This is a genomic window from Varibaculum sp. (assembly GCF_008661855.1).
In the GTDB taxonomy this organism is placed as follows: domain Bacteria; phylum Actinomycetota; class Actinomycetes; order Actinomycetales; family Actinomycetaceae; genus Varibaculum; species Varibaculum timonense_A.
Genome location: NZ_RPZY01000053.1, coordinates 50,266 through 69,428, shown reverse-complemented (window position 1 = coordinate 69,428; position 19,163 = coordinate 50,266). Strand labels below are relative to the sequence as shown.

The following is a 19,163-nucleotide window of genomic DNA, read 5'->3' as shown; positions in this document are numbered from 1 at the left end:
GTCATATTCATAAAACGGACTTAACCCCACCCACCCGTTCTTATAGCTCCCCAAAATCTGGGTAGAGTTCGTGGCAAACTTATCTTTACGTGCATCTTCGATTAAAGAAATCATTGCCTGCGATAAATCTGGAACAATCGATGTGAGAATCGGGGGCTTAGAACCTGCCACTTTCGTTTGAGTTTCATGCCCATTGGTTAAATACCAAATCGCGGTGATAGTCCCTAGCGCATCTGATTGAGAAATACTGGTAGTGACGCTGGGGGTAGCTACCGGGATACCGCTTTCAGTTGGAATGGCGGAGCTGTGTTCTCCCTCGCTAGGGGAAGCGCTACTTTCAGGAGAGGACGAGGGCGAGCTGACGGTCGTTTTTGCAGCTTCAGCAGCTTCCTGAGCAGTTTTAAGTTTTTCTTGATTCGCTTTAACTATCGCCTTGATACCTCCCCCGCCTTGCGCGCCCTGTGCAAAAAAGATAACGTCCGAGCCTTGTTTTACCAACGTCTCAACCTGGCTAGTCAGCTGGGCATCATCTACCTTATCCCCTAAATACAGCCCGGAACCAAAGGTATTAACATTAGCCTTTACTGCTTTAGCATCTTCGCTGAGCTGTTCGGCATTATAGCGAGCTACCCCCTGCGCGAAGGCAGAGAGCAAAGCTTGATTGAGTTCATTCTTTGCCCCGGCAATTGCCGCCACCTGACCACTAGCCGAGGTTCCTGCCGCCACAAATCCAGCCACATAGGCAGATTGGCTCAAATCGTAGCTAACAACCGCCACATTGTCTCGACTAGCTTGTGCCTTACTGCCTGGGGGCAGTAACAGGGCAAAATGCCGCGACCGATGATACTTCGACTGATTCATCACCTGGCTAACAAATGCTTCACCTACCCCGACTATCAGGGAACAGTTAGCGGAAATATCGCGTTTAATCGCCTCTTCAATTTTATCGGCAGATTTCACAGTGTCGGCGCGAACCGCTACCCCTAGCCTTTTCTTTCCATCCTCTAAAGCCTTAAGTGCGCCCTCATTGATCGAACCGAGCTCACCTTTGCCTACAGTGAGTAGACAGGTTCTAAAGTCAGCAGCATTGGTGTATCCCGAGGGCGCAACGTTGGTTCCCGCGCAACCGGCAAGGGCTAATCCAGCAAAAAAGCTCGCTAGTAGCCGGCGAAGCGTTTTCATTGCAGTTCCCCTTGACTGGGGACAACCTTTGAAAGGTGTTGTGCGCTCTTCGTGGTAGTCACCAAAGTTACATCCCCACGGCGCACTACTACCGCGTTAGGTATCCCTACCACCAGCAGTTTTTCCTCGCCCTCGTGATCGATAAAAGCACCGGGGCTGGCTAGTAGTTCACTGTTACCACTGCCTCGAACTATGCAAGCATCGGGGTTATCTTTGCGAAGCACCGTAGCCAGGGAGCGATAATCTCCCACATCGGACCAGCCGAAGTCCTCGGCTGAGACTACCGCTACCCCGCCCTCAGCGGCTACTGGTTCTGCAATCGCAGTGTCTATGGGGTAGGAAGGCAGTGATTCCCAAAGCTCAGTAAAATCTGCAGTCCCCGGGTTTACCCGCACCATTTCTTGAATCGTTTCATAATATTGGGGATGCAAATTATTTAGGCGCGACAAGAATACCTCGGTGTTAAATACGAACATTCCGGCGTTCCAGAAATAGCCTCCCTCCGCTAGATAACTCTCGGCTTCCGGCTGTGAAGGCTTTTCTTTAAAACTGTTGGCTAACAAAACTTGTGGTCGGCTATTTTCCGGGCTCAAAACAGTATTGGAAGCGCAGATATAACCATAAGCAGTGGCAGGATAGCTAGGAGCTATTCCTATAGTTACAATTTTTCTTTCCTCTGCCGTTTTAACTGCAGCCGATACGGCGCGGCGAAAAGCATCCGCATCAGCAATCGCATGATCGGCAGCAAAAGAGCCGGCAATAACTGAACCATATTTTTGTTGTAGCCTAGCTGCCGCCCAAGCAATTGCACCCAGAGAATTCTTCCTACTGGGTTCAGTCAGCACCTGATAGTGATTGTCTAAACCTGGTACTAACCGTTGTGGCAAGTTTTGGGCTGCGATTGCCTGGCGGTGAACAGTTCCACTTACTACCGTTAAGGACGCAGCTAGGGGGCTGAGTCGGTCTACAGTTGCCTGCAAGAGGCTACGCCCTTCCCCCAGCAAGTCAAGTAAGAATTTGGGTTGAGCTGTTCTGGACAAGGGCCAAAGACGACTACCCGGACCTCCGGCAGGAATGATTACATGTAGGCTCATAATTTAAAAATATCGTGGATAGCCTGGGTTAAGGCGAGGCTCGACTAAGGCTCGCGAATATCCACCATTACTTGCGCCTCGGTGAGGCTCTCGGCTATTCCGCTAGGCGGGGCACTAACCGATATGACTCGCGAAATCTGATTTAAAGGACAGACCACCCCTAGCGCTGACCTTCGCCACGCCAGGGTTGGCACCATAACGGTAGCGAACTCACTGTTTTCAATCAGCACTTTTTCAACCATAGCTTTATCTAGATTATTGCAGCTAAGACCAGTTTGAGCGTCAATGCCTTCGGCTTCGATAAATACGGAATGGAAATGAAAATTGTAGGCAGTAATCACGGTGGAAGAACCTAAAGTTTCATGCCCAGAAGGCTGCCCCCCAAAGAAAATAACCTCAGCATGAGCCCTGCCGTTATCTCGCTGCATCTGCTGGGCTTCATCAAGAATCCGAATCGCAGGCAGATAGTTGGTTGCCACCGTCAAAGAGGAGAAGATTTCACTTTCGCTGATTATCTTTGCGAGACAGCGACCGCTTCCACCCGCACCAATAAAGAGCTTAGAACCTGGGCGAATAGTTTCAGCTGCCGCTTGGGCAATGATTTTCTCTTCATTACTGGGAACAGCACTGAGAGCAGAAGGGGCGGAGTTTATATCCTCTAGGCGGACTGCCCCTCCGTGAACGCGCTCTAGTTTGCCCTGAGTTGCGAGCAAACTAATGTCACGCCGCACCGTCATTTCCGATACGCCCAGCTCGGTTACCAAGTCGGTAACCCGCACGGATCCATTGATATTTACTTGCCGTAAAATTTCATCGTGCCGCTGATGCGCTAGCATGGCTCTCTCCATTGAAACAGGAAACTTTTCTTTAGACTACCCTATTTTGTTGCTATTTGTCTCTTCTCGCGCTTTTTTGTTCGTTCCCAGGATGCTTTAGTAAGACAGAACCGCTAGATTAAGAATATGCAAGCAAGTTCTTCCCCTACCGAGCTTCCAGTACAAACCCGCCATCAAGAACAGTTTTCACCAACTCTTAGTGATGTAAGCGCCGAGGATAAGCTGGGTGGAAAGCTTAAAGTTTTTATCCAATGGATACAGCGCACTCGGATAGTGCGGAGCCTCTTGCGTTATAGCAGTGGACGCGGCGCGCTATTGGCGGGCGGTATCGCCTATTCGGCTATTTTTTCCCTGGCCGCGGCGCTCACTATCGCGCTCACGGTTTTACTGGGGATATTGGGACGTAGCCCGCAGTTAAAAGACGCAGTTTTTTCTTCCCTAGCATCCGCACTACCTGGAGTGCTCAGCTGGAAAGGGTCATCCGGGATTGTAGACCCTTCACAATTAGTGCTCTCAACCTCTTTTTCACTGACCGGGGTGATTGCAGTGGTGGTGCTACTTTTTTCCGCGACCTCAGTGATGCAAGCTATGAAATCATCAATCCGAGCAATGTTCGGAATTGATCAAGTTCCCTCGGGAGCAGCAGTAGAGAAACTACGAGACCTTTTAGGGTTTATAACTATCTGCCTGGGAGTAGCGGCAAGCGGGATTTTAACCTTAGCTAATACGGTTATCGCTAACGATATTTTAGGAATGTTAGGAATTAAATCTGCCCTAGCTTCTGCGGCGATACGTCTCGGTTCTTTTCTAATCAGTGCCGGCATTGACGCTTTGGTTCTGTGGGTGTTAATCCGCTTCGTGGCTCTAGCTAGAGTCCCACGAACCGACTTACTTTTGGGGTTAGCAGTTTTCGGTTTGCTCTCCACCCTCATTCGGTCACTGGGCACTTCGGCTGTAGGAGCGGTAAATAACCCGCTGCTAGCTTCTTTTGCAGCTATCGCCACCCTGTTGCTGTGGATTAACTTACTTTCCAGAGTAATGCTGATTACCTGTGCTTTTATCGCAAATCCTCCGAAAGCGCTAGCGGTTAGCGAAGCCGAGGACGTGCACGCGAACGAAAAACCGAACTACGTTTCCCTTTCCAACCCGCTCACTTTAGACTGGGCGCATCACCGCTTAAGCGGAATAGTGGACCTAGAACACCCCAAAGACACCGATTTACCGCCTGAATCTCCCTTGCGTAAAGCGCCCAGGTGGCGTTTAGCCCTGTGCTCGGCTACCGGGAAACCGTGGCAAGGTAAAGTTGCAGCTTGGATTGACAAACGAATCTCCTGGCATCAAAAACGGATAGCCTACCTGCGCTCATTGCAGGATTCTCGTCGCAATCCCCGCTAATCTGAGGCTTTCCCCGCTAGATAACAGCCGATGGGAACGCAATTAGTCGGATAGCTAATCCGCCCACAGCTAAGCACTAGAGTGGGCAACAGAATCCTTATACATCTCCCAATAGACGGCTCTTCATGTGGTGAATAACCGAAAAGCGTAGCGCGCCATCTAGGGAAAGCATTACTCCGCCCAGCAGGGAGAGTTTTGAGAAACGTTTCTTACCTGCTAGACCGATTATGCCCGCACCGATTAACCCCACCCCTACTGCCATTTGAGCAACATTTGCCACTTTCATCAAAGTGGGGTGTTCCATTTCTAGCTTCCGTAAGATTCCGAAGGGAGTTTTCGCGTCCTCGTCAGAATGCAATATCCGCATATCGACGCTGTGCCCCATAGCCCTAGCCCAGCCAGGTTCGTGGAAGATTTCAATCCCGGGCACGTCCTCTAGCTCAAGTCGCCCATAGAGGAAAGCGGCGACCTGCGCCGGAAGTCCCAAAACTTCGATTGCCCGTACCATTCCTTCTTGCCCCGACATCTTAAAAGTTTCAGCCAGTTCATTAGCATCACAGCCGGCAGTTTCCGCGATACGTTTAGGGGAAGCCGAATGACCTAGATATTCGCGTATTCTGTCCAAAAGTTCCGGATTGGGATTTGTTACCGCCCCGGTAACTACTTCAGTTTCTAGAAGCCAGGAGTGAATCGCCAGTTTCTCTGGATCGGCAACCTCATCAGAGGTAACCGCCACTATCCGTTGGTCATGGTCTGAGACATACAGACCGATAGCGGGAATACGAGAAATAAGAGAGCCTTCGACCAAATCGCCACGATTGGTTTCAAAAAATGTAGCCAGGCGACCTCCTGGTAAAGAGATACACCCCAGGGTTTTCCCTTCTGCCGCCGCGCAAAATGGAACCGAAGAAACCGGCATCGAAGAAATCTCCACTACCCGCACCGGTTGCTCCCTATCGCCTGAGCGAGAAGGAAGAGCTTTATCAGAGGGTAGCTTATTGGCGTGATATTCCCCGATGGAAACGTCGGCAGCAAACTTTTCTGCCAGCAGTTCTACCACTTCCGGGAGCGCCGCCCCCACCCGCAGCGGTTCATCTGCCTCATCTAAAGATGCCAGGCCGTCAGCCTGGTTGCGTAGCACATTTACGCCCAGCAAATGCGGGGTATCGGGAAACCAATCTGCCTCGGCAACGATATTTTGTTCCCTAAAGAACTGGCACACCGTCCTGGGATCGAGCTTGGCAGCCACCATCGCGCCCTCTTGAACATTCCAGGTAACTACCGGGTCAGCATTGGTATCTACACTGGGCAAGCTGTCATTGCTCATGATTTCTCCTTTGCGGTTACTCTTTCCTCCAGATTAACCTTTGGGGACAGCTTTTTCAGCCGTTACAGGACACAGAATTGCGAATTTTCCTCTTATCGAAATAGTGACTTAGTTCTCAACTTCTAAGATTGGCTTGCTATTGACAGGCAACACCAGGTTATCTTGAGGGCATGACACGTCGAATGTTCAGCTGACCCGCACGGTCAGCTCTTCCCAGTCCGCCCCTAGGCGGCGACGCGTTTGCCCGTGCAAAGAAAGTCCCTTTGGACTGCCTTGCCGGGCTTTTTGTTTATCCAAAGTGGACTATTGGCAAACGTTTTAGAAAAACCCAAATCTACTGAAAAGGATAAATAAAAATGACTAAGCAAAACTGGGGTTTCAACACTCGCCAGATTCACGCCGGATACCGTCCCGATAAAGAAGCCGGATCCCCGGTGCCTCCGCTGTACCAAACCAACGGATATGTGTTTAAGGACGCGAAACAGGGCGCGGATCGCTTCGCCTTAAAAGAACCCGGCCCCATCTACACTCGTCTAAACAACCCCACAAATGAGGTTTTCGAGCAGCGAGTTAATTCTTTAGAGGGCGGAGTGGGAGCGCTGTCTACCTCCTCGGGAGCCGCCGCGATTGCGCTGACTATTTTGACGATAGCCCAGGCGGGAGACAATATTGTGGCTTCTCCCTCGCTTTATGGGGGAACCTTGGCGTTCTTGGCGAATAACCTGCCCCGCTATGGCATCACTACCACTTTTGTTACTGACCCTACCAACGGCGCGCAGTGGGAGGCAGCAACCAATGAACGCACCATTGCTTTCTTCGCCGAAACTATTCCTAACCCCAAAAATGATTTCCTCGATATCGAGGGCGTAGCCGAGGTTGCAAAACAGGTAGGGGTACCTTTCATTGTGGATAACACGGTCGCCACCCCCTATCTGACCCGTCCCTTAGAATGGGGCGCCGATATTGTGGTGCATTCGGCCTCGAAATACCTGTGTGGACATGGAAACTCTATCCAAGGGGTAATCGTTGATGGCGGCTCTTTCGATTGGGGAGCTGATCCGGACCGTTTCCCCCAGTTCAACCAGCCAGATCCGTCCTATCACGGCTTGGTTTATAAAGACCTCGGCGAGGCCGCGTTTATTACTAAAGCCCGGGTGCAGGGGCTGCGCGACTTTGGGTTCGCGGCCAGCCCGTTTAACTCTTTCCTAGTAAATATCGGGATTGAAACCCTGTCACTGCGGGTGCAGCGCCATGTGGAGAATGCTCAAAAAGTAGCAGAGTTCTTAGAAGCACATCCGCAGGTAACATCAGTTAGCTATTCGGGGCTTGCCTCCTCTCCTACCCATGGTTTGCAGCAAAAATATGCCCCCGGCGGTGCGGGCGCGGTTTTGGCTTTTGACCTTAAAGGGAACCGCGCCGATGGGGAGGCGTTTGTGGATGCTTTGCAGCTACTAACTAACGTGGCAAATCTGGGGGATCTACGTTCGCAGGTTATCCACCCCGCCTCCACCACCCATTCGCAGGCTAACGAAAAAGAGTTGGCGGCAGCTGGTATCAGCCAATCCACTATACGTGTTTCAGTCGGTTTAGAGGACGTAGCAGACATTATCGCTGATCTGGAAGCCGGATTCGCAGCGATTAAGAAATAAGTGGCGCTTGCGCTTTTGCAATAAAAGACAGAAATCCGGTATTAGCTTGGAGAAATCTCAATGCCTACAGCGTTAAAAGAAAAAACCGCCGGTGGGACAAAAACCGAAATCTTTAATCCCCGCAGGCAATATCCCGGCACTAACTGGGCAAATAATCCCGCCTGGCTGCCTGGTGACGATCCCGGTAACCGCCGATTCGTTTCCCTTGGGGAATTACCTTTAGAAAACGGAGGCAGCCTGCCCGGAGGTTACCTGGCCTATGAAACTTGGGGGAAACTGAACGCCGATGCCTCCAATGCGATATTGATTGAACACGCCCTGACCGGGGACTCTCATGTAATCGGATTCCAAAGCCCGGCGCACCCCACTGCCGGCTGGTGGGAGCGGGTAGTAGGACCAGGTAAACCGATTGATACTGACCGTTACTTTGTGGTGGCTCCTAACTGCCTGGGCGGATGTCAAGGGTCTACCGGCCCCGCTTGGCCGGCGCCCGATGGTTTGCCCTGGGGGTCTCGTTTCCCCGAAATCACTACCCGCGACCAGGTGCGGGCAGAAAATAAGCTGCGCAAACAGCTAGGAATACTGTCGTGGACACTGGTAGTAGGGCCATCCGCTGGAGGATTTCGCGCCCTCGAGTGGGCGTGCTTATATCCGCAGCGAGTGCGGGCATTGGCGCTGGTCGCAACGGCCGCAGCGACCAGCGCCGACCAGACCGGTTGGGCACATATGCAAGTAAATGCCCAAGAGTTAGACCCCAGTTTTGCCGGTGGAGACTATTATTTATCAGCCGATAAACAAGCGGGTAACCCGGGTATGGCGCTGGCTCGGCAAATCGCGCACGCCACCTATCGAACTAGCAGCGAATTAAACACCCGTTTTGGGCATAGTCCCCAAAAAGGAGAAAATCCCCTGGCAGGAGGACGCTACGCCGTGGAATCCTACCTGGATTATCACGGGAAAAAACTGACGCGACGTTTTGATCCTGGATCTTATCGGGCGCTAACTCGTGCGATGATTACTCACGATATCGGTCGCGGGCGCGGCGGTACCCGCCGCGCCGCCGGTTCCATCTCGGCTCTCACCCTAGTGATTGGAGTAGATTCTGACCGCCTATTTCCGGTAGCCGAATGTGCGGAACTAGCCCGCCAAATCCCCGGAGCGAGGTACCGGCAAGTCACCTCATCATCTGGTCATGATGGTTTCCTGGTAGAAACCCGCCAGGTGGAAAAGATCCTAGCGGATTTCGTTGCTGGCTTATAGTTCCCGCTTCCGTCCTCCAGGGAGCGACTAAGCCAATTAAAGCAGGTAGGCTGGAAAGCGTGCAAATAATGGATTTAACCGGGCAGCTGCAGGACTATCGCGCCCTCGATACCCTGCATAAACAGATACATGCCGAGGTGGCAGCGGGAAAGCGAGAAAACACGGCACTCTTAGTGCAGTACTCCCCCACTTTCACCGTGGGACGCAACACCAAACCGGAAGATGTACCCAATAAAGATGTGCCGGTAATCGAAGTAAATCGGGGCGGTTCAGTTACTTGGCATGGCCCGGGACAACTGGTTTGCTACCCGATAGTGAAACTACCCGAGCCTTTGGATGTTATTCGTTTTATTCGCGCCGTAGAACAGGTAGTAATCGACACTTTGGAACCCTACGGGATTCGCGCGCAGCGAATCAAGGGACGAGCAGGAGCTTGGGTATTGAAACCGGGGGAAATCGATAAGAAGATTGCCGCCATCGGGATTCATACTGCGCGGGGTGCTTCCATGCACGGTTTCGCCCTCAACGTGAATCCCACGTTTAGCGATTTCACCCGGATAATTCCCTGCGGTCTCGCCGATGCCTGGGTAACTTCCATGAACGAACAAGGATGCAGCGAAACTGTAGACTCTATGCGCTCCCCCGTAATCGCCGGGTTACGCCGCAACTTAGACACCCCTTACTTTAGAGGTGAGGTTCAAGGGCAGGAGGACGAAAATGTCTACACTTCCTGAGGTGGGCGAGCGCAAATTATTACGGGTAGAGGCACGGAACTCGTTAAGCCCGATCGAAAACAAGCCCGAATGGATAAAAACCAAGGTAGTTTCCGGGAAAAACTATATGGATATGCGGCACCTGGTGCGCCGCTCCGGACTAAACACCGTGTGCGCCGAAGCCAATTGCCCCAATATCTATGAATGTTGGCAAGACCGAGAAGCCACCTTCCTAATAGGCGGAGCGGTCTGTACCCGACGCTGCGACTTTTGCGATATCGCTACTGGACGTCCCAGCGAATACGACCGGGAGGAACCGAGCCGAGTCGCGGACTCGGTTGCCGAATTGGGGCTGCGATACGCTACAGTCACCGGGGTTTCCCGCGATGACCTGCCCGATGGAGCCTCCTGGCTATATGCGGAAACTGCCCGCCAGATACACGCTAAATCCCCCAATACCGGGGTAGAACTGCTGGTAGATGATTTTCGGGGACACATTAGCGCCCTAGAAGAAGTGTTTTCCTCCCGCCCGGAAGTATTCGGTCACAACCTAGAAACCGTACCCCGGATTTTCCGGCAGATCCGCCCCGCCTTCCGCTACGAGCGTTCCCTGCAAGTGTTGGAGGCCGCCTCCAATGCCGGTTTAATTATCAAATCGAACCTGATATTAGGGATGGGAGAAACTCGCGAAGAAATCGAGGCCACCCTGCGCGCCCTGAGGGATGCCAAAGTCGATATTATGACTATCACCCAATACCTGCGTCCCTCCGCCCTGCATCACCCGATTGACCGTTGGGTAAAGCCCGCCGAGTTCGTAGAGCTCTCCGACTATGCCTATAACCTGGGATTTTCGGCAGTAATGGCCGGCCCCTTGGTGCGTTCTTCCTACCGGGCAGGTAGGCTGTGGGCGCGCGCCATGCAGGCGAAAGGCCGGGAGCTCCCCGCTAATCTTGCCCAACTTGGCGAGGAAGGCACCGCGCGACAAGAAGCCTCCGCGCTGTTAGCGTCTCGTACACACTGAAGATTCTTATATCAGGTCTGGCTCGGTAAAAGCACTCCGGGCCCCCGTGAGTCTCGCTACGCTCAACTCAAGCCCCTCTCGTATCTTTTACCGGCCGCGACCTTTCCGCTATTTCCTATCTTTCGGTACGGAGCGAGGCCTGAGGTAAAAACTGCCCCCACGCTCCTGATATAGCTCGTTTAGTCGAGAGCTACCCTGCTGGGTGAGTACTTCCCCTGGTTCTAGCGATAACTCTCCCCACGCTTAAGTTGCTGCTTGGTTAGCGGGGAGCTACCCGGCCGGAAAGATAATAGTAAACGGTGTGATTTCTCTTTTTTCTCGCCGTTCCTTTGGGGTTGGGTGCTTCCGGTATGAACAGTGTTTTCAATTACGCGCGCTTTTGTGGTCGCGGGGGGTAAGTTTTATCCGAGTGGACAGACCTTTCTTCACAGGCTTTTGGCTTCGGATACCCGGCAGCAAAACAAGAAGCCTATCGAGGCTGAGGGCATAAGAATTCGGAAAATGCCTACGGTCTTTTTCCGAATTCTTGGGCGGGAGGAAAAACTTACTCCCCCGTGACCGCCCCTACTGGGCAACTACCGTCACGCTGCGGTTAGATTTCGCTAACCGGAGTATTCCGTCCAGAAAGACAAAGTTTACTCCCCGCGAGCTGCTAGTGACTGGCGGAGGGTTTGGCGGGATAGTTTTCCGGCGCTGTTTAGCGGGAGCGCGCTTACCTGGATTATTTGTTTCGGGATTTTGTAGGCGGCTAATTTGCCGGTTAGGAAAGCTTTAATGTCCTTGAGGGTGGCGGTTCCGGTGATTACTGCACACACTCGCTGCCCCCAGTATTCGTCCTCCAAACCGATTACCGCGACCTGCCCAATCCCGGGGAAAGTTGAGAGCGCGTCCTCTACCTGCGCGGGAAAAACGTGTTCCCCGCCGCTAATGATTACGTCACTTGCCCTCCCGCTAAGGCGCAGCAAACCGTCCTCGCCGATAAACCCGATATCGCCGGTTTCAATTTGCCCTTCGATAGCGCTGATAGCTTTGCCCGGATAGTTGGTTTTACATACCTGCGGACCGCCGATGGTGATTTGTCCTTGGCTACCTGCAGGCAGCGCTTTTCCGTCCTGACCTCTCACCGCCACTTGAGAATAGGTGAAGGGACGTCCCGCGGCCTCCGGGTGCGCTAAAGATTCATTTATTCCCAGGTAGCAGCCGGCGCCTCCGGTCTCGGTCATCCCCCATACTTGGATAGGACGCAGGTCAAGTTTTTCCATCCGCCACGCTAAGACTGCCGGCAGGGGCGCGCCTCCAATCAGAGGACGACGCCAATGCGGAAACGGATTTTCCGTAAGTTCCTCCCCCGCCTCTTTCTCCAAGGCATCTAGCATTCCGGTGAACATAGTGGGAACCGCGAACCCGATGGTGACTTGCTCGTCGCGAATAATCCGGGCAGCGGAAAGCGGAGAAAAGCCCGCAATCACTACTATTTTTCCGCCGTGACAGAAAATATCGTTGGTGGTGCCGTTAAACCCGCCGATATGGGATAGGGGCGCGAGCGCCAACCCGGTATCCGAGTTGCGGTAGTCGAAAGCGTCACGATAGTTCGCCCACGCCCAATACATGGTTTCCCGGCTGTGTTCCACCCCCAGCGGCCTGCCGGAAGTGCCAGAAGTATAGATGATTGCCGATAGCTCGCCCTGGGTTACCGGAGCAATCTCACCGGCTAGCTCCCCGGGAAGAAAAGGATTTCTCCTATGGGCAGCTAGGAGTTGTTCATGCAGGTAAGCCAGGTTTATCACCTGCGGTTTTCCGAGGGCGCTCCCCGAGGAGGACGCGGATTCTGCGGCAGCGGGGACGGCAACTTCTAGTGGTAACTCCCCCTCCTGGTCACTAAACAGCAACCGCGGGGAACAGTCGGAGACCATCTGCCGTAAATCGGCAGGCGCAGCGGCTTTGGCAAGCGGCACAAAAACCGCACCTATCTGGTCACAAGCAATCCAAAGCAACAGGTGATATTCACTGTTCGCGCTGCAAATCGCTACCCTATCTCCGCTAACTACCCCGCGTGCTTGCAGGTGAAGCATTAAATGTTGCGATAGTGACCAGGTATCGGACAATGAAAAATGCCCCAGGGGACCGGCCAGACTTTGCGTATGAGGATGGTCAATAGCGGCTCTTTGAAAATTTCTTATCGGTCTAATCATGACTTCCCCCGTTATCGTCCTCGGCTATCTTACCCACCTGGTCACCTTAGCGAGTTAACCAGCAGGTAGGTTAAACTTAGCGGCAAGGAAACCGGCAGCCCCGGTGGCGAAGGTAGGCGAGGATTTTAGGAGAACTCATGTCGGAAACCATCCAAAACCAGTTGGTTCACCGCTCGGTGCGGCGTTTTGATTCTCAACCAATCTCGCCAGAAGTGTTCGCGCAACTAAAAGAGGCTACTCGGCGTACCGCTACCTCGTGTGGGGTGCAAATGGCTTCGATAATCCAGGTGAGTGCCCCCGAAAAGAAACGGCAGATTTCTTTAGTTTCCAAACAGGACTATATTGCCGATGCTCCCCAGCTGTGGATTTTCCTGACTGACCTATACCGTTCCTACCGGATTGTGGAGGAAAAAGGTGAGAACACGGCAAATGTGCGCGGTATGGACGGGTTTTTACAGGGCTTTACCGATGCGGTGCTGATGGCACAAAACTTGGTGAACGCCGCCGAATCCCTGGGGTTGGGTACTTGTTTCTTAGGGTCAATCTTGAATAATCCAGAGAGGATGATTGAGATTTTGCAACTGCCGAAACTGACTTTCCCCGCCCTGGGAGTAATGTTTGGCTACCCGGGACAACAGCCGCAGCTCAAGCCACGGATGCCGATGGAGCTGCGAATGTTTGAGGACTCCTATAACTGTTTTGAGGGCTCCTATCTGGAGGAGTTCGCGGATTATGACCAGGAAATGACTACCTACTATGACACTCGGGCAAACGGGAAACGCTCAGACACTTTCACCGATAGCCTCACCCGGATTATGTTGCGGGACGCGCCCCTGCGGCGCGGAATGCTAAACGCGGTGCGCAGTCAAGGCTTCGACCTCGCCCTCCAGCCCCGTTAAAAGTTAGCCGCCTACCGCAATCGAAGCTCTAGGCAACCAGCTACTCTAACTGTAGTTTGTTAGAGTACGTTACAGTAGGTTACCGCGACCTCAACGCAATGACCAGGCAATTCTAGTGTATTAACAGAATAAACTAGCAGGCCAAGCAGATTTTACTACTCAGGGTCAGGGCGCGGTTCTCCGAACGATTAGATTCCTAAATCTGTTTTGCCAGCATTAATAGCAAGTCCTTTCAATCTATTACCACTTACGCCTGAGTTCACAATATGTATGCACCACCAGGCGCAAATGCTGGGTATTTATCACTGCAACTGCCCTCCGTTGGGTAACAGAGCGGACAAATTAACGGAGGCTTTTCTCCCTTCGTCTCATAAGTAACGCTCCACCCGCGATAAAGCACAACGCGCTCCCCAATGACAATGCCAACAAATCGCTGGATGTACCGGTATTAACTAAACTATTACCTCGTTTATTTCTGTTATTACCCCCAGTAGAGCCTTCTTTGGGCTTCGCTTTTTCTAAAATACCGCCATTGCCGGGGCTAGCATTATTTTCACCCTCATTATTAGAGGCACCTGGGTGTGGATTCATCGGCAGTGGCGCGCGATAGGGAGACATCCAGGGAGCCAAGAAACCGTAGTCTATTATTCCCGGTAAATCCTGCACCTTAAGAGCATTTTTCACCACTGCTATTTCACTCGCAATTGACAAATCTATGACAGCAAAACCCGTCTGAGAATAATCACCCGTACGTAAGCTCCAGTTCCCTTTGCTACCCAACGGTCGGGTGTAGATTGAAACTGAGCTATCTTCTTCCAAAGGTAACTTCACTTTCAAGGTACCTAGCCAAGGAACAGACTCTTTCTCAGCGTCTAGCAAATCAACTTGCAGCATCTGTTTAACTTCCAACTTTTGATATGGATTGTCAAGCAGTTGCCTATTAAGAGAAGCTACTATCGATTCCGTCTGAGGTAGTTCTTCCGCCTTCATCTTTGCGGCTTTACCAGCATTAAGAGCAATAATCCTTCCGACTATTTTATTAGTTTTATCTTCAAACTGTTTTTCTTTATCCGAAACAACTTTAATTTCAGGCAACGTGTCATCATCGCGGGTCAAGGATTCCTTAATCTGCTTATTAACCTGGTCATCGCGATAGACTTCCAAGCTTTTCATGGTATTCGGTAAGGCATATTCACGTAAACCTATTTTCTGGTTTTTATCATAAGGCTTAATCGTACGATTCAAACGAACCATTTCGAGTGGATTGTCGGCGAATGCCCGTCTCCCCACTGTCTGAATTTTTTCGGTGAATACTACTTTCTTTAACGAGTTACCTTCGAAGGAACTTGCCCCTAGTTTTTTCAATTCTGCCCCAAAGATTAAGGTCTCTATTTGGTTTCCTTCAAAAGCAGATTCCGCCACTTCCTGCACTGAATCTGGAATTCTCAACTGACTGAGAGAATTGCCACTGAAAGCATTATTTTCAATAGACTCTAGACCTTCCGGTAGGGTCAGATTCTCAAGTCCCCCGCGTTCAAATGCGAAAGGTCGCGCAAAGGCGTTAGGTTTAATTATTTTCACCGAATCCGGTATTTCTACCTGTTTAAGCTTTTCGGCATTTTGGAAGGCCATCGTAGCTATTTCTGTAAACTTAGGATTATTCGGTAATTTCAATAGCGTTAAACTTTCAGCTTCTTCAAATGCTGCCCTGCCCAGATATTCTACACTATTAGGTATTTTCAATTCTTTAAGTTTACGACAATAGGCAAAGGCGTTATCCCCGATATGGCGCAAATTCTCTGGCAGCTCCAACTGTGTAGCATTCAGATTTTGAAAGGCGCTACTATATATCCGTTCCAGACTACTCGGTAACTTAAGTTCTTTAATTCCTAGGTTATAGAATGCCTCAGAGTTTACTTCAGTAACCCCTTCAGGAATTTGCACTTTAGCTACATTTTTTATCCCCCAAGTAGGATTCTTGAAAACTCCAGCTCCAATACTTGTGATTTTTACGCCGCCGATTGCTTCGGGAATCTCTAGATTTTGCTGTTCCGAGGGCTTTTCTAAGAACTCTTTTAATTTTAGCCATTTAGTAATCATGCCGCGAGAGGGGCTGATTTCCCAGTCACCAATAGTTAGTAAATCCTTTGGTTTCTGTTCATCGGAGACTAGCGCATCAGCTACTGGGGATAAGCTCACCTCTGGGGCAAATTTGGGCTGAACCGGACTAACAGCTTTATCGTTAGGGTCGGTTGTACCAAATTCCGCTCGAATCATTGGTGCCCCAAAGTAACCGCCACTGATTAAAGGCAGGAATTCCCCAGTGTACAAATAAGCATGTTGAACTGCCCCAGTTTTTGGCCTCACTGAAGCATCCAAAGCCACAGCAGGAGTCTTTCCACTTGGGAAAACTTGTTCTACCGTAATATACAGCTGGCGGTTTCCCGCGATTTTATCTGAAAGAAGATCTATTTCATTCCATTTTCCAGGAAGTATTTTTATTAGGCGCGGTTTAACCACATCAATTACGCGACCAAGCGAATTGACTGATTTTACAGATAATCTCATTTGCCCTGCTTGCAGGTAAGGATTATTTCCCGCTCCAAAAATATGAACCTTTCGCAGCTGAGTATCCTCTCCTCCGGTAACGTCTATCGCGACCCCTCGTCCTACCTTTGAATGTAAGATTCCTCCGGCTAACGGATTATTATTGTCATAAGCTATCTCCCGGCGACCGACTTGTTTATCTGCGGGAGGAACTGAATTTTTCGATTTTTCTGTTTCCGGTTCTTCCGCGTCACCAGACTTTTCTTTTTCCAGAATCACATCTAGTTTTAAATCTTTGTCCGGCTGCACTTTGACCGAATGCTTTTGCGTTGCATATCCTGAATGCCCAATATAAACATCATATGTTCCGGCAGGAATCTTAGGGATACTATATTTTCCACTTTTCTCATCTGCTAAAAGCTTTAACCCTAGCTGTGGTATTTCAATTGCTGCTGCGAGCGCTTCCTGTCCCGAAGGATTTTCGCCTTTCAGATTCAACTGTAAATCTGTCTGCGGCACGGGATCGGTATTAGCACTCTTTCCTTTCCCATTTAAAAGCAAAGAAAGATTATCAATCGACCAACCGTCTCCGCTTACTCCTCCCTTATTAAGACTGAAAGCAAATAAATCGATGGTTTTACCCGCAAATTTTGAAAGATCGATACGCCGCTCAATCCATCCCTCTTGTTTTAGCTCGGTGGGATAGTTAAATACCCCTTCTGCTTTTTCCCCAGGCGCTTTGGGGACACTAACAGCTTGGAAACCAATTACCCCGCCAGCCCAACTAGCATTTTCTTGGAAGACTAGCTCCACCTTATCGCTGGGTACTACCTTGGTTAGATCAATTCGGGGCAGTTGGAAGGTAGACTGTTCGGCTGTACCCATACCATGTTGATTGGGATTAAGCCCTAAAATCCTTTCTCCAGTGACCGGACGTGGATCTGTCTGCAAATTTACGGTGGATACCCGGAAATCTCCTTCCATATCTATTCCAGTCGAAAACTTTTCAAAATCATTAAAGTAGCCGCCCGGAAGAATTGCCTCCTGCACCTGCACCGAGGCTTTGGAGGTTTCATAAATTTTATTGCTGGTAGTCTCTACTTGAACTTTAACTTCGTAATTTCCCGGCGCTGTTATTTTTTCCGCAGGTAGGGAAATTTCGTAGGATTTTTCATTGTTAGCACTGCTTATAGCCAGTTTTTCTTGAGCTACTTCTTCTTTGTCTTTGGAGAGTAACAGAGAAATACTTTTACATTTATTTGGCTCTTGCAGATTGACTAACACGGGCAGTTTTCGACTTACATACGCCTGTTTAGGTAGCTGCACTATCGCCGGTAGCTTGGTATTTACGGTAGTTGCGGCACTCACCGTGCCACTGAGGCTCCCAAGTTTTTCGCCGCCCGGAGTTTTTCCTGCTTTCTGCAGAGCTGATTGCACAGCATCATAAGCATCTATCACCCCATACCCATATCCATAGTTTGGGGTTTTTGGATATTCTTCATCAGTTCCATTACGAGTATTAGATTTCAAAATAGCTTCTAACTCGTTTACCGATAGCTGGGGATTAGCTTGTAAAACCAAGGCTGCTAAACCTGATACGTGGGGAGCGGCACCGCTGGTGCCATCCCAGGAAGCATATTTTCCTCCCGGCAAAGCCGAGCGGATCTGCACCCCAGGAGCAACCAAATCTGGTTTTATTCCAGCATTTTTCCATTGGCTTGGACCGCGGCGGGAAAAGTCTGCCAGTTTCCCCGTATTATTAACCGCTCCCACGCTTAGCACCCCCGGCATTGAACCAGGATTATCTACCGAACCAGGAGCTGCTTTTACTGCTCCGTTATTTCCAGCACTAAAAACATTCAAAATACCAGCTTCGCGAATAGTTTTAGATACTTCTTCCAGCCATGGATCTGCTTTATTACTTCCATCCGACCAGCTCTGATTAATAATCCGGGGAGCCTTCGCGCTATCCCCTCCCGGCGCAAGCATCCACTGGCACGCCTTGATAATATTGGCGTTACTTCCACCTACCCCATCACGGAAAGCACGGGCAGCAATAAATTTTGCCCCAGGAGCTACTCCGATTCGATTCACTTCAACTGTTTTATTACCTGTCTTACGCATCTCGGATCCCACCATGATTCCCGCAACGTGAGTCCCATGATTGTCAGTTGTTCCACTGCCTACAAAATCTATGTAGTTTCCCTTTAAAACAAACTTTCCAGTCTTGGCATCAAAGCCGCGAAAGTGGCTGCGCAATGCAGGATGTTGATAATCTACTCCTTGATCGATTAGACCGATGGTAACTCCCGATCCGGTAATGTTTTTGTCTTTCCAAACTTTATCGACGCGAATAGCCCGTAAATTGGCTTCTATTTCTGCTTCTTGGTTAATGCTTGCACTACGAGAAGTCCCCCCTACCGCTTGACTGGTTTTAGACGGAACAATCATTTGCGCCAGTCTATTAGGGGTTATGCTCATCACCGGTGAGAGCATTGCTAGTCCTGGCAATATTTCTTGTTTACCTAATACCCGGATAGTATTTGCTATCTCTAAAGACTCATATTTTTTAACTTTAGAATTATTGGCTAAGAACACCTGTGCTGATTTTTGCGCTGCTTGCGCACGCAGCTGTGCTGCTTTTAACGAGATAGCCGCAGGAGAAGCTTGGGAGCCTAACAAACGTTTAGCTTCCCCCAGCCTTCTATCTGGGGCATCATCTTGAAACGTGACTAGAACGTCCACTAATCCATCTTGGTTGGCAGTAATTGTTGAATCTATTTTGTTTTTTGCCTTTACCGTTATCTGCGAAGAACTTTCTAATGCAACCGACTTAGCGCCATCCATAATCACCCCGGCAGACACCAGGAAGATTGTCAGCAACAGAGCCAATACTTTCCGTACGGGGTTAGGTTCTCGTTTCACTACAACTCGCCTATCTCTAGTAAGGACAAACTAACAAAGTCTACCCTAACAAGTTCATTAGAATTACTCAATACCCATTTCTTCGCCTACACATATCCGCGACAAGGTGGAATCCGGGAAGTT

At 50.4% G+C, this 19,163-nt stretch carries 12 protein-coding genes; 6 read left to right on the top strand and 6 right to left on the bottom strand.

Annotated features, from left to right (window positions below):
- From QZT94_RS06390 to QZT94_RS06380, 3 genes are all read right to left on the bottom strand, one after another.
- A partial coding sequence (locus tag QZT94_RS06390) for a BMP family ABC transporter substrate-binding protein (protein ID WP_296773294.1) occupies positions 1 to 1,182 on the bottom strand: 1,182 nt, incomplete at its 3' end.
- Positions 1,179 to 2,276 (bottom strand): sugar phosphate nucleotidyltransferase, encoded by a 1,098-nt coding sequence (locus tag QZT94_RS06385; protein WP_296763087.1) that lies wholly within the window; start codon positions 2,274 to 2,276, stop codon positions 1,179 to 1,181. The genes QZT94_RS06385 and QZT94_RS06390, both read right to left, overlap by 4 nt.
- Before the next feature lie 44 nt (positions 2,277 to 2,320).
- On the bottom strand, positions 2,321 to 3,112 hold the full coding sequence (locus QZT94_RS06380) for a DeoR/GlpR family DNA-binding transcription regulator (protein ID WP_072509561.1): 792 nt from the start codon (positions 3,110 to 3,112) through the stop codon (positions 2,321 to 2,323).
- 126 nt (positions 3,113 to 3,238) lie between these two features.
- Between QZT94_RS06380 and QZT94_RS06375 the strand changes: the two genes are divergently transcribed.
- Complete coding sequence (locus QZT94_RS06375) at positions 3,239 to 4,507, top strand: YihY/virulence factor BrkB family protein (protein ID WP_296763083.1); 1,269 nt, start codon at positions 3,239 to 3,241, stop codon at positions 4,505 to 4,507.
- A 97-nt stretch (positions 4,508 to 4,604) separates the two neighbouring features.
- Here QZT94_RS06375 and QZT94_RS06370 read toward each other — a convergent pair whose 3' ends face one another.
- Positions 4,605 to 5,834, bottom strand: coding sequence for a hypothetical protein (locus QZT94_RS06370; protein ID WP_296763081.1), 1,230 nt, complete (start codon positions 5,832 to 5,834; stop codon positions 4,605 to 4,607).
- Positions 5,835 to 6,190: 356 nt separating this feature from the next.
- On the opposite strand from QZT94_RS06370, the gene QZT94_RS06365 reads away from it, so the two are divergent.
- The 4 genes from QZT94_RS06365 (at position 6,191) to lipA (ending at position 10,477) form a co-directional block, all read left to right on the top strand.
- Entirely contained in the window at positions 6,191 to 7,483 is a 1,293-nt protein-coding gene (locus QZT94_RS06365; protein WP_270625895.1) for an O-acetylhomoserine aminocarboxypropyltransferase/cysteine synthase family protein, read from the top strand.
- A 60-nt stretch (positions 7,484 to 7,543) separates the two neighbouring features.
- Positions 7,544 to 8,743, top strand: a complete 1,200-nt coding sequence (locus QZT94_RS06360) for a homoserine O-acetyltransferase (protein WP_296763079.1) — start codon at positions 7,544 to 7,546, stop codon at positions 8,741 to 8,743.
- Positions 8,744 to 8,811: 68 nt separating this feature from the next.
- Positions 8,812 to 9,477 (top strand): lipoyl(octanoyl) transferase LipB, encoded by a 666-nt coding sequence (gene lipB, locus QZT94_RS06355; RefSeq protein WP_270625983.1) that lies wholly within the window; start codon positions 8,812 to 8,814, stop codon positions 9,475 to 9,477.
- Complete coding sequence (gene lipA, locus QZT94_RS06350; RefSeq protein WP_296763077.1) at positions 9,461 to 10,477, top strand: lipoyl synthase; 1,017 nt, start codon at positions 9,461 to 9,463, stop codon at positions 10,475 to 10,477. Before lipB ends, lipA begins: the two co-directional genes overlap by 17 nt.
- Before the next feature lie 635 nt (positions 10,478 to 11,112).
- Here lipA and QZT94_RS06345 read toward each other — a convergent pair.
- Positions 11,113 to 12,669, bottom strand: coding sequence for an AMP-binding protein (locus QZT94_RS06345; protein WP_270625900.1), 1,557 nt, complete (start codon positions 12,667 to 12,669; stop codon positions 11,113 to 11,115).
- A 137-nt stretch (positions 12,670 to 12,806) separates the two neighbouring features.
- Between QZT94_RS06345 and QZT94_RS06340 the strand changes: the two genes are divergently transcribed.
- A complete protein-coding gene (locus QZT94_RS06340) occupies positions 12,807 to 13,568 on the top strand; it encodes an NADPH-dependent oxidoreductase (protein ID WP_270625901.1) in 762 nt (253 codons plus the stop codon).
- A 342-nt stretch (positions 13,569 to 13,910) separates the two neighbouring features.
- On the opposite strand, the gene QZT94_RS06335 is transcribed toward QZT94_RS06340, so the two are convergent.
- Positions 13,911 to 19,040, bottom strand: coding sequence for a leucine-rich repeat protein (locus QZT94_RS06335; RefSeq protein ID WP_296763074.1), 5,130 nt, complete (start codon positions 19,038 to 19,040; stop codon positions 13,911 to 13,913).
- Positions 19,041 to 19,163: the final 123 nt, after the last annotated feature.